Source organism: Bradyrhizobium sp. 137 (assembly GCF_023074095.1).
In the GTDB taxonomy this organism is placed as follows: Bacteria; Pseudomonadota; Alphaproteobacteria; order Rhizobiales; family Xanthobacteraceae; genus Bradyrhizobium.
The window spans coordinates 262,759-274,654 of sequence record NZ_JADPKU010000099.1; the positions used below are offsets into that span (position 1 = coordinate 262,759).

Annotated in this window: 12 protein-coding genes; 3 read left to right on the forward strand and 9 right to left on the reverse strand. The window is 64.8% G+C overall.

The window, feature by feature from the left end:
- Nucleotides 1–85 precede the first annotated feature (85 nt).
- From IVA78_RS26815 to murJ, 8 genes are all read right to left on the reverse strand, one after another.
- Nucleotides 86–766 (reverse strand): HAD family hydrolase, encoded by a 681-nt coding sequence (locus IVA78_RS26815; protein WP_247276471.1) that lies wholly within the window; start codon nt 764–766, stop codon nt 86–88.
- A 4-nt stretch (nt 767–770) separates the two neighbouring features.
- Nucleotides 771–1,226: a Fur family transcriptional regulator gene (locus IVA78_RS26820; protein WP_247276470.1), complete on the reverse strand. Its 456-nt coding sequence runs from the start codon at nt 1,224–1,226 to the stop codon at nt 771–773.
- Nucleotides 1,227–1,263: 37 nt separating this feature from the next.
- Nucleotides 1,264–1,749, reverse strand: a complete 486-nt coding sequence (rimI, locus tag IVA78_RS26825; RefSeq protein WP_247276469.1) for a ribosomal protein S18-alanine N-acetyltransferase — start codon at nt 1,747–1,749, stop codon at nt 1,264–1,266.
- A complete protein-coding gene (gene tsaB, locus IVA78_RS26830) occupies nt 1,746–2,441 on the reverse strand; it encodes a tRNA (adenosine(37)-N6)-threonylcarbamoyltransferase complex dimerization subunit type 1 TsaB (protein WP_247276468.1) in 696 nt (231 codons plus the stop codon). The genes rimI and tsaB overlap by 4 nt, the downstream gene beginning before the upstream one ends.
- Nucleotides 2,442–2,599: 158 nt before the next feature.
- The gene (locus IVA78_RS26835; RefSeq protein WP_247276467.1) at nt 2,600–3,169 is read right to left on the reverse strand and encodes a NifU family protein; all 570 of its coding nucleotides are present in this window, start codon (nt 3,167–3,169) and stop codon (nt 2,600–2,602) included.
- A gap of 299 nt (nt 3,170–3,468) precedes the next feature.
- Nucleotides 3,469–3,963 carry a universal stress protein gene (locus tag IVA78_RS26840; protein ID WP_247276466.1) on the reverse strand — a complete coding sequence of 165 codons (495 nt, stop codon included), beginning with the start codon at nt 3,961–3,963 and terminating at the stop codon, nt 3,469–3,471.
- Between the two features lie 98 nt (nt 3,964–4,061).
- Nucleotides 4,062–5,114 (reverse strand): tryptophan--tRNA ligase, encoded by a 1,053-nt coding sequence (gene trpS, locus IVA78_RS26845; RefSeq protein WP_247276465.1) that lies wholly within the window; start codon nt 5,112–5,114, stop codon nt 4,062–4,064.
- Nucleotides 5,115–5,208: 94 nt separating this feature from the next.
- A complete protein-coding gene (gene murJ, locus IVA78_RS26850) occupies nt 5,209–6,741 on the reverse strand; it encodes a murein biosynthesis integral membrane protein MurJ (RefSeq protein WP_247468679.1) in 1,533 nt (510 codons plus the stop codon).
- 123 nt (nt 6,742–6,864) lie between these two features.
- On the opposite strand from murJ, the gene IVA78_RS26855 reads away from it, so the two are divergent.
- On the forward strand, nt 6,865–7,866 hold the full coding sequence (locus IVA78_RS26855) for an adenosine kinase (RefSeq protein ID WP_247276464.1): 1,002 nt from the start codon (nt 6,865–6,867) through the stop codon (nt 7,864–7,866).
- A 288-nt stretch (nt 7,867–8,154) separates the two neighbouring features.
- On the opposite strand, the gene IVA78_RS26860 is transcribed toward IVA78_RS26855, so the two are convergent.
- A complete protein-coding gene (locus IVA78_RS26860) occupies nt 8,155–9,351 on the reverse strand; it encodes a serine hydrolase domain-containing protein (protein ID WP_247276463.1) in 1,197 nt (398 codons plus the stop codon).
- Nucleotides 9,352–9,677: 326 nt separating this feature from the next.
- Here IVA78_RS26860 and IVA78_RS26865 point away from each other — a divergent pair, with 326 nt between their 5' ends.
- Complete coding sequence (locus IVA78_RS26865) at nt 9,678–9,998, forward strand: hypothetical protein (protein ID WP_247276462.1); 321 nt, start codon at nt 9,678–9,680, stop codon at nt 9,996–9,998.
- 164 nt (nt 9,999–10,162) lie between these two features.
- Nucleotides 10,163–11,656, forward strand: coding sequence for an NAD-dependent succinate-semialdehyde dehydrogenase (locus IVA78_RS26870; RefSeq protein ID WP_247276461.1), 1,494 nt, complete (start codon nt 10,163–10,165; stop codon nt 11,654–11,656).
- Nucleotides 11,657–11,896 lie beyond the last annotated feature (240 nt).

An 11,896-nucleotide genomic window follows, 5' to 3' on the forward strand; every position in this document is an offset into this window, starting at 1 on the left:
CGCAAAGTCCGGAATCCAGAGGTTTTGGCGCGATTCCGGGTTCACGCGCCTCGCGCCGACCCGGATGGCGGTCAGAGACCGAAAATCAGCCCGCCAGGGCCTTCGCCTCGGCCCGCCGGATCAGCTCCGGCAGCCGATGCATGTCGGCAAAGAGCAGGTCGGCGCCGGCTTGGCGCAGCGTTTCGGCGTAGCCGTCGCGGCAATGGCTGCCACCGTAAAAGCCGAACACCGCCATCCCGGCCGCCCGGGCGCCGGCAATCCCGGCCAGGCTGTCCTCGATCACGACACAGCGCCCCGGCGGCACGCCCATCTGCTTTGCCGCGAACAGGAACAGGTCCGGCGCCGGCTTGCCGTTCTTCACCTGCGAGGCCGAGAAGATGTTCGGCGCGAGGCGTTCGTAGAGGCCCGTGCTCCCCAGGCTCACGCGCATGCGCTGGTGCGAGCCGCTCGAGGCGACGCAGACGTGCTGGGTAACGATATCGAGCGCATCATGGATGCCGCGGATCGCTTCGAGGTCGGCCTCGAAGGAGCGGAATAGCTCGTCCTGCAGATCGCCGTGATAGGCCTCGGGCAGCTTGCGACCGAGCTCGGTCTCAATCTCGAGATTGGCCTGCCGCGTCGAGCGGCCGAGGAAGCGCTCGAACACCTGATCCGACGTGATCGGATAGCCGTGCCTGGTCAGCACATCCGCATGCGCACGACAGGAGATCACCTCGCTGTCCACGAGCACGCCGTCGCAGTCGAAGATGATGAGATCGATAGGCACTAAACTAAGACGTCGGCTTGTCGTCGTCGAGCGGGACGCAATAGAGCTCGAGCCGGTGATCGACCAGCTTGTAGCCGAGCTTGCGGGCGATCTCGGCCTGGAGCTTCTCGATCTCCTCCGAGGTGAACTCGATCACCTTGCCGTCGCGCAGGTTGATGAGGTGGTCGTGATGGCTGTCGCGCATCGTCTCATAGCGCGCGCGGCCCTCGCGGAAATCGTGGCGTTCGATGATGCCCGCATCCTCGAACAGCTTCACCGTTCGGTAGACCGTCGAGATCGAGATCTTGTCGTCGACGGCGACGCAGCGCCGGTACAGTTCCTCGACGTCAGGATGATCGACCGATTCCGCGAGCACGCGGGCGATGACGCGGCGCTGCTCGGTCATGCGCATGCCGGTGGCGGCGCACCGTGCCTCGATGCCGGACGCCTTGGATGCGGAAGAAGTTTTCAGTGCGGTCATGATTGTCTGCCTGACGGGGCGCTTTCTGCCATCAATGTTACGCCAAGTCACGTCGCATCAGAAGGGCGTTCAGCTGTTCCCCGGTCGGCTGCTTATAGTAGCGTTCGCGCCGTCCGACCACCGTGAATCCGGCCCGATCGTAGAGTCGGCGCGCCGGTTGGTTATTTTCCTCGACTTCGAGAAATATTGTGCGCACGCCGCGTCCCGCGAGATGGCCGAGATGGGTCATCAGCAGCGTGCGGGAGAGACCCCGGTCGCGATGAGCCTGATCGACCGCGATCGAGAGGATTTCCGCTTCGTCCGCGCCGATCCGCGACACCGCAAAGCCGATCGTCTTGCGGCCGAGACGCAAGCGATGCACCAGCGTGTTGCGCTCGCTGATCATGGTCTCAAACTCGCCTTCGCCCCAGCCGCGTGCGAAGCAGGCGCCGTGAAGCTGCGCCAGCCGTGCGGCATCGCGCGCGGACGCGGGCTCAACGGCGGCGGTGCCGCCGCGCCACCATTGCGATAACCATCTCATCATGAGGTTGCGGCTTTTGCTGCGAGCTGTGGCTGCGCGGCCGGCTTGGCATCGGGCGCGCGCAGATAGAACGGCCGCGCTGGGGTCGTGTCGGGATTGGCCGCGGCGCCGAGCCAGGCGACCCAGCCGATATCAGGCGCAGCCTGTGCGTCGACCGCGACGGGTTGCGGTGCATCCTTCGGCCAGCGCTCGGCGAGAATGTTTGCGGCATTGCCGACTAGATGCGGCGCGCCGAATTGCGAGGCCGCGATCGCCTCATCGATGCCGGCGACCCTCGGTCGCACCAGCTGGCTGCCGTCGCCGGCGACGATCTGGAAATAGACATGGTCGTGCCGCGCGTCGATCGCGGAGATCACGGGCGCCGATCTGTTCTGGCCGACGACGGCGGCCGCATAGGCCGACAAGGTGGTCAGGCCGATGGCCGGCCGCTTCGCCGCGAGCGCAAAGCCGCGCGCCGCCGAAATACCGACGCGCAGGCCGGTGAAGCTGCCGGGACCGACCGTGACCGCGATGCGGTCGAGCACGGTGAAGCTGAGCTCTGCCGATTTCATCACCCGCGCGATCAGCGGCATCAGCGCTTCGGCATGCCCGCGCTTCATCGGCACCGATTCCTGCGCGCGCAGCTCGGCCGTTTCGGTGTCGAGCACCGCGGCCGCGCAGGCGTCGAGCGCAGTATCGATGGCGAGGATCAGCATAACGCGATCATAGCATTGGCAATTGGATGATGCCTAAAGTTCTGGCCGTCATGGCCGGGCTTGACCTGGCCATCCACGACTTTGCGGCCCCAAAAAACGTGGATGCCCGGGACAAGCCCGGGCATGACGGCGCGAAATCGATGCGCAGACCGTGCAACTCACATCGGCCGGACTTCGATGACGTCGGGCACGAAATGCTTCAAGAGGTTCTGGATCCCGTGCTGGAGCGTTGCGGTGGACGACGGGCAGCCCGAGCAGGCGCCCTTCATGTTGAGATAGACGATACCGTCCTTGAAGCCGCGGAAGGTGATGTCGCCGCCGTCATTGGCGACCGCCGGCCGCACGCGGGTCTCGATCAGGTCCTTGATCATGTCGACCGTCTCGGCATCGGCCTCATCGAAGAACTCGTCCTCGTCGTCGAGCTCGGCATCGCTTTGCGCTGTGCCGTCGGCGAGCAGCGGCGCGCCGGACATATAGTGCTCCATGATGGCGCCGAGGATTGCGGGCTTGAGCTGCTGCCACTCACCGCTCGCCTTGGTCACGGTGATGAAGTCCGATCCGTAGAACACGCCGGTGACGCCGGGCACGTCGAACAGCTTTTCGGCGAGGGGCGAGCGGCTTGCGGCTTCGCGGCTCGAAAATTCCATTGGGCTGCCGTCGACGACGACGCGGCCGGGAATGAACTTCAGCGTGGCGGGATTGGGGGTGGCTTCGGTTTGAATGAACATGGTTCTCTCCAGACGTCGCCGGTTCAAGGCCGGCGCGTGCTCTCTTCCCTAGCAGATGGCGATGGGGAACGCACGATCAAGGGGAGAAGAGACATTAGTTAATGAAAATCAGAGACTTGGGCCATTTACCCTCCCCTGGAGGGGGAAGGTCGCTACGCATGAAGCGAAGCGCAATGCATAGCGGGGTGTCTCTCCAGGGATGCGGTGCCCGAGCGGAGAGATCACCCACCCCGTCACCCGTCTCGCTTCGCTCGATCGCGTGCCGACCCTCCCCCTCCAGGGGAGGGTAAGAGGCACCGCTACGACAGCGAGTCCACGCTTTGGTCACTCAGCGCACCCGAGATGATCGTCACAGGAACGGGAAACGTTCCAAGCGCATGCGTAAGCAGCGAGACCAATGGCCCCGGTCCCTCCGCACCAGGACTTGCGGCCAGCACCAGCATGGCGATGTCGGGGTCCTCGTCGATCACTGCGAGCAGCTGTTCCATCGCGGCGCCTTCCCGGATCACCCGTTCCGGCGTGATCGCCGCGATCCCGTTGGCTCTCCCGGCGGCGCGGTCGAGCGCGGCTTCCGCCGCTTCATGCGCCTCGGCGCGCATGATGTCGGCGACGCCCAGCCATTCTTGGCTCTGCTGGTCGGGCTCGATGATGCGAAGCATCACCACGCCGCCGCCGCCGCGGATCGCCCAGCGGCTGGCGTAATAAACCGCGCGATCCCATTCGGCGGTGTCATCGACGACGACGAGGCATTTGGGCTTGTGACCCGGCTCGAAGCAAAGTCGCTTGCTGGTCATGCATGTCCCGGCGTGTGCACGGCTGGCATGCTGCCACACTCCCGCAATGTTTGGGAGAGGGGAGTGGCCGGCGCTATGACGCCGGCCAGACGCGTTGATCAGCGCCGGCGGATGAAGCCGACGATGTCTTTCGAAAGCTTCATCGTTTCGTCGGCGATGGCGCGGGCCCGGTCCGAGCCTTCGTTCAGGATCGCGTCGATATGGCCGGGGTCGGCCACGAGGCGCTTCATCTCGCCCGCGATCGGCGCGAGCTTGGTCACGCACAGCTCGGCCAGCGCGTTCTTGAAGCTGGAGAACTGGCCGCCGCCGAAATCGCGCAGCACGTCGGCTTTGGAGCGGCCGGAGAGCGCGGCGAAGATGCCGACGAGATTGTCGGCTTCGGGGCGTGCCTCCAGGCCCTTCTCCTCGGTCGGCAGCGGCTCCGGATCGGTCTTCGCCTTGCGGATCTTCTGCGCGATGGTGTCGGCATCGTCGGTCAAATTGATGCGCGAATTGTCCGACGCATCGGACTTCGACATCTTCTTGGTGCCGTCGCGCAGGCTCATCACGCGCGTTGCCGGACCCGTGATCAGGGGTTCCGGCAGCGGGAAGAACAGGCCGTCATTGCCGCCCTGGCTGCGGATCGAGTCGCCGAAATCGTTGTTGAACTTCTGCGCGATGTCGCGCGACAGCTCGAGATGCTGCTTCTGGTCCTCGCCGACGGGCACGTGGGTGGCGCGGTAGAGCAGGATGTCGGCCGCCATCAGCACGGGATAATCGAACAGCCCGACCGAGGCGTTCTCGCGGTCCTTGCCGGCCTTCTCCTTGAACTGGGTCATGCGGCCGAGCCAGCCCATGCGCGCGACGCAATTGAAGATCCAGGCGAGCTCGGCGTGTCCCGAGACCTGGCTCTGGTTGAACACGATGTGCTTCCTGGGATCGATGCCGGCAGCGATGAACGCCGCGGTCACCTCGCGGGTGTTGCGCGTGAGCTCGGCCGGCCCGCCCCAGACGTCGACCCCTTGCGTGATCGCGTGCATGTCGACGACGCAATAGATGCAGTTGTGGGTCTCCTGCATCTTCACGAAATTGACGATCGCGCCGAGGTAATTGCCGAGATGCAGATTGCCCGTCGGCTGGACGCCCGAAAATACCCGTTCAACGAATGGCATGGTTAGTTTTCCTGGCAAGCCTTCCTGAAGCTATTCGGCCGTCGTTTCCAACAGCGGCGCAGCCCCGTCAAGGGCAATTCGGGCGGCTCGCGATTTAGGCCGGTCGTTTCAACGCGTTAACCGCCTCGCGCCAGGAGGCTGCGCCGAGAATTTGCAGGAGCAGGCCGTAGACGACGATCCCGGTCGCGATCTGCACACCCAGCGCGACGAATTTGATGAAGCCATGGGTCTCGGCAGGTACGAGACCCCTGGTCAGCCAGAGCAGGGCGCCCATCGCCGAGGCGGCCAGCACGATCCGCGGCAATCGCGTGCGGGCGCTCGCGTCAACCGAGAAGCCGAACTCGCTCGTGCCTTTCCGGAGCAGCGAGAGCGCGCTGCTCCAGGCACCGGCCGCGATACTCGCCGCGATCCCGCTCGCGCCGAAGACATGACCGAGCAGGAGCGCGAGTACGACGGTCACCACGAAACCGTTGGCGATTGCGCGCAGCGGCGTCATCGTGTCGCTGCGGCCATAGAAGGCCGGTGACAGCGCCTTGATCAGCACATGCGCCGGCAGGCCCAGCGCCAGCGACACCAGTGCTTGCGCGGTGGCCGCGCTGTCATCGGCGCTGAAGGCGCCGTGCTCGAACAATAGCCGTACGATCGGGTCGGCCAGCACGATCAGACCGAACGTGGCCGGCACGGCGAGGCCAGTCGCCAGCTCCAGCGCACGCGATTCCGCGTGCGCCACCGCGACGTGGTCGCCGCTACCGACCGCGCGGGTCAGCTCCGGCACCAGCACCGTACCCATGGCGACGCCGACGATGCCAAGCGGCAGCTCGACCAAGCGGTTGGCGAAATAGAGCCAGGATACGGCCGACGGTGTTGCGGAGGCGATGATCGCGCCCGCGACGATCAGCCATTGCGGGCCCGAGCTTGCGATCATGCCGGGAATAGCTTTGGCAAAAAAGGCCCGCATCTCCTTGTCAAAACTCACGCGCAGTGGCGTTGCAAGGCGCGCGCTTCGCTGCGATAGCAGCATCAGCAATTGCAGCAGACCGGCAATACCGACGGTGGCGGCGAGCATCCACCCAGCGAGGGCCGCATCGGCGTGCCACAGCAACAGCGCCGCGATCGCGGCGATCAGCGCGATGTTGAACAGCAGCGGCGAGAACGCCGTCAGCGCAAACCGCCCTTGCGCGTTGAGCAGCCCCATCAGCACGGTGACGGGGCCGGCGAAAGCGAGATAAGGCAGCATCAGCCGCGCGTTCTGCACGGCGAGATCGAGCGTCCCGCTACCGAGAAATCCCGGCGCGATCACCGTGATGATCAGCGGCATCAACACTGCAATGCCGATCGAGATCGCGACCAGGGCCGCGCAGACCGTGCCGAGCACCCGTCCCGCGAATGCCGCCGCAGCCGTCTCGTCATCGCGGTCGCGGACGCGCAACCAGGCCGGGACCAGCGCCGCATTCAGCGCCCCCTCGCTGAGCAGCCGGCGCACCACGTTGACGAGTTGAAACGCGGCCAGGAACGCGTCCGCCACGGCGCCGGTGCCGAGCAGCGCCGCAATCAGGGAATCGCGGGCAAAGCCCAGCAGCCGCGAGGCCAGCGTTCCCGTCGAGACGGTCAGGAAGGAGCGGATCATCGGGCGCAATAATACCGTTGCTTGCCCGCGAAGGGCTGGTCGTGATAGGCCGCGAACCGGATTTCAGGCCGACAGGAAGCGGATTTCCCCGGTAATCGCAATCGGGCAACAGGATCAAGGTGAATGGCTGACGTGAAATATGACGTTCTCGGCATCGGCAACGCGCTGTTCGACGTGCTGGTCAGGACCGACGAGGCCTTTTTGGCCAAGCATGGCATGACCAAGGGCAGCATGTCCCTGATCGACGAGGCACGGGCGGCCGCCATCTACAAGGACATGGGCCCGGCGACGGAAGTCTCGGGCGGCTCGGCCGCCAACACCATCGTCGGCATCGGCAGCTTAGGGGCACGCGCCGCTTATGTCGGCAAGGTCAAGGACGACCAGATCGGCAAGCTCTATATCCACGACATCCGCGCCGCCGGGGTCGCTTTCAACACGCCAGCCGCAACGGACGGCCCCGCCACCGGCTGCTCCTACATCCTGGTCACCGGCGACGGCGAGCGCACCATGAACACCTATCTCGGCGCGGCGCAGGATCTGTCGCCCGCCGATATCGATCCAGCCGAGGTCGCTGGCGCCAGCATCGTCTACCTCGAAGGCTATCTCTGGGACCCCAAGAACGCCAAGGACGCCTTCGTCAAGGCGGCCAAGATCGCCCATGACGCCAAGCGCAAGGTGGCGCTGACGCTGTCGGATTCCTTCTGCGTCGATCGCTATCGCGACGAGTTCCTGTCTTTGATGCGTAACGGCACCGTCGACATCGTGTTCGCCAACGAGGCCGAGCTGCATTCGCTCTACACGACGTCCGACTTCGATGCCGCGCTGAAGCAGCTGCGCAACGACGTCAATCTCGGCGTCGTCACCCGCAGCGAGAAGGGCTGCATGGTGGTGTCAGCGGAAGATTCCGTTGCCGCGCCGGCATTCCCGGTCGACAAGGTGGTCGACACCACCGGCGCCGGCGACCTCTTCGCCGCGGGTTTCCTCTATGGCGTGGCGCGCAACCTGCCCTACAAGCAGTGCGGCCAGCTCGGCGCGCTCGCCGCCGCCGAAGTGATCCAGCATATCGGCGCCCGCCCGCAGGTATCGCTGAAGGAGCTCGCGGAGCAGCGCGGGGTGACGGGGTAGCTCCTACCTCCCCTGGAGAGGGAGGGTCGATCGCGCGCAGCGCGAGCGGGGTGGGGTGAAGGTCTTTCAGCGCGTTCGGTGGTGCGTTCTGGCTCGCGTGCATTCGCGGCCTTTACATGGCCTTCTACATGAGATCTTCGCCGCGGTTTCACCCCACCTCGGTTCGCATGCAGCCTTGCTACATGCGAACCGATCCTCCCCCTCCAGGGCAGGATGGGAGTTCACGTCTCTGCCGCCGTCTCACTTCGACACAGCCGATCCGCCGCGAATGGCGAGAGCATCAGCTCCTCACGCCGCCTTCTGCCCGCTCCCAGCAGCATCGAGCCCGGCGTAAACCCCTCGCTCGAAGCCCGCGAACGCCTCCAAACATTTCGCGTCGGCGAACGGCAACAGCTGCATCAGGATGACGCCGGTGACGTCGCGCGAAGGGTCGATCCAGTAATAGGTGTTGGCGAGGCCCGCCCAAGCCAGGCTGCCTGCGCTACGCCCTTCCGCGGTCTTGGCGGTGTTGATCATGAAGCTGAGACCCCACTTCTTGATCTGCTCCGGGTAGAGATCGACGTCATTGGTGTACATCGGCGCCGCCGTGGTCATCTTGCCCATGGCAAGATCGCCGATGTGGTTCTGCCCCATCGTCGCGACCGTCTCCGCCTTCAGCACCTGGTTGCCGTTGCCGCGGCCCTTGTTGAGAATCATCTGGGTGAATTTGATATAGTCGCCGGCGGTCGAATAGAGGCCGCCGCCACCCATGTGGAATTCCGGCTCCTGCTCGAGTTCGAACGGGATCGATGCGAACTGGCCGTCCTCGCCGCGCGCATGCATGCCGACCAGGCGCTTGCGCATGCTGTCGGTGATCTTGAAGGCGGTGTCGCTCATGCCGAGCGGCGCGAACATATTATCGCGCAAATAGGCATCGAGCCGCTTGCCGCTGACGGCCTCCACCGCCTTGCCGACGAAATCGATATTGGTGCCGTATTCCCAGCGCGTGCCGGGATCGGTCATGATAGGCGTCTTCAGCGCCGCGTTCTGGCAGGTGGTAATGGCGGGAATGCCGGTCTTGTCCAGATAGACCGCGAGATCGCCGTTCCACATGTTGTAGCAGAAGCCGGCGGTGTGGGTCATGAGCTGGCGCAGCGTGATCTGCCCCTTAGCTGGCCGCAACTTCGGCTCGCCCTTGGCGTCGAAACCTTCGAGCACTTGCGGCTCGGCAAGGTCGGGCAGCACTTCGCCGATCGGCGCATCCAGCGACAGCTTGCCCTGTTCGACGAGCTGCATCGCGCCGGCAGTGGTCACCGCCTTCGTCATCGATGCGATCCAGAACACGCTGTCCGCAGTCATCGCGTCGGGCTTCGATAGGTCGCGCTTGCCGAACGCACCCTGATACAGCACGTCGTTGCCGCTGGCGGCGATGGCGACGACGCCGGGAATTTCCTTGGCGTCGCTCTTCTGACGCAGAACTTCGTCGATCTGGGCTTGGCTTTGCATGCGGGTTTCCTCCGGTTTGATTATTGTTGGAAGTGATCGATTGTCCTCCCGGAGGTCGCGTGCAGCAAGCATCTCAACTGCCGCGGCGGTCGCGATGTCGTGACTTGACGGCCCCCGACCAGCGCAGCACGACAGCGGCTGAACGGTGACACAATCTGCGGTGGACGACCGCACTTCGCGCTCACCTTGAATGGCTTCAGGCAATATGTTCGTGAGTTTTCGAGCGCTTGAAACATTTCGTGAGCTGTCGCGTTCAGCACCCGGCCCGATCGATGGACCGATTAAGACTTGATGCAAATGTTGCCGACCGGCGAGGGGGACCTCAGATGATTTCGACCTGGAGTGAATGGAAGCGCTATCCCCGTCCCGGACGGGGCGAGAATCTGGAGGCGCCTATTTCGCCAGGGATCTACGAAGTCCGCATCGCCGGTACCGGCGCGCTGTATTCCTTCGGCGCGGTCGACAACCTGGCGCAGGCGCTCGCATTGCTGCCGGTCGGTTCAAAATCCTGGTTCGGTCGCCGCGACACCTCTCATGTCCCCGATCTCGAATACCGCACCTGTGCGACATCCTCGAAGGCCGACGCCAAGGCCGCAGCCGAGCGCATGATCGGCCGCCGCGAGACTTACCTGAGCGGCGCGGCCTAGCTATGTCGGCGATCGCGATGCCTTACCTCTCCCGGCTGGAGAGAGATAAGGGACCTGCGGCTCTCAGTTTAACTCCCAGCAGATGTGCGTTGCCGGGCGGTGCATTGCGCGCCGTCTGTCCCTATATTCCGGGCCGATCCGATCGCCCCCTGAGGAGTAACGCCATGACCCCGACCGCCGCCGCCCGCGCCCCGCAAGCCTCGTCCAATCTGCGCGACCGGTTGAAGGACCCGTCGCTGCTGAAGGAAGCCTGCTACATCGATGGCGTCTGGGTCGGCTCGCCGGTTTTCGCCGTCAACAATCCCGCCACCGGCATCGAGCTTGCAAAAGTCCCGCAACTTGGCGCGGACGATACCACCAAGGCGGTAGAAGCCGCCGAGCGCGCGTTTCCGGCCTGGGCCAAGCTCACCGCCAAGCAGCGCTCCAACATCTTGCGCAAATGGTTCGAGCTGATCGTCGCCAACCGCGAGGACCTGGCGCTGATCCTCACCTCCGAGCAGGGCAAGCCGCTCGCCGAGGCGCTCGGCGAGGTCGATATCGGCGGCGCCTATGTCGAGTTCTTCGCGGAGGAAGCGAGGCGCGTCTATGGCGAGACCATTCCGACGCAGCGGAGCGATGCGCGGCTGCTCGCGATCAAGCAGCCGATCGGCGTCTGCGGCGCGATCACGCCGTGGAATTTCCCGAACTCGATGATCACGCGAAAGGTCTCGCCGGCGCTCGCGGCCGGCTGCACCGTGGTGCTGAAGCCCGCGAACGAAACGCCACTCTCGGCGCTGGCGCTCGCGGCGCTTGCCGAGAAGGCTGGTGTGCCCAAAGGCGTGTTCAACATCATCACGGGCGACGCGCCGCCGATCGGCAAGGTGCTGTGCGAGCATCCGGCGGTGCGTTTCGTCGGCTTCACCGGCTCGACCGCCGTCGGCAAGATCCTCTACCAGCAGGCCTCCGTCGGCGTGAAGCGGCTCGGCCTCGAGCTTGGCGGCAACGCGCCGTTCGTGGTGTTCGACGATGCCGACATCGACGCGGCAGTCGAAGGCGCCATCGTCTCGAAATACCGCAACATGGGCCAGACCTGCGTCTGCGCCAACCGACTCTACGCCCAGGACGGGATCTACGACGAGTTCGTGCAGAAACTGTCGAAGAAGGTCGCGGCGATGAAGATCGGCGACGGCACCGAGAGCGGTGTCATGCAGGGTCCGCTGATCAACATGAAGGCGGTCGACAAGGTCGAGCGCCATATCGCCGACGCCGTCAAGCGCGGAGCAAAGGTCGTCACCGGCGGCAAGCGCAGCGAGCTTGGACGCTCGTTCTTCGAGCCGACGGTGCTTGCCGACGTCAAGCCGGACTCGCTGGTGTCGCAGGAGGAAACCTTCGGTCCGCTCGCGCCCGTCATCCGCTTCAAGGACGAAGCGGATGTCATCGCGATGTGCAACGCCTCGCCGTTCGGCCTCGCCTCTTACTTCTACTCCCGCGATCTCGGTCGCGTCTGGCGCGTCGCCGAAGCGCTGGAATCAGGCATGGTCGGCGTCAACACCGGCCTCATCACCACGGAAGTGGCCCCCTTCGGCGGCGTCAAGGAGAGCGGCCTCGGGCGCGAAGGCTCACATCACGGCATGGACGAATATGTCGAGATCAAATACGTGATGATGGCGGGGGTGTAGGCCCGCCGTTGTCGTCGCGAATGTGAGCCAGGCAGGAATGCTGGAGCGGCCGACCGGCCTCTCCGCGTCATTGCGAGCGGAGCGAAGCAATCCAGAATCCCTCCGCGGAAAGACTCTGGATTGCTTCGCTGCGCTCGCAATTGTCGATGTTCAATAATTCGCTGATTGGATCGCGGTGGTCTTGGTAGCGGCGAAGGCCTTGGGAGTTTGTCCTGCCAAGGCCTGATGGGGTCTGTGGTT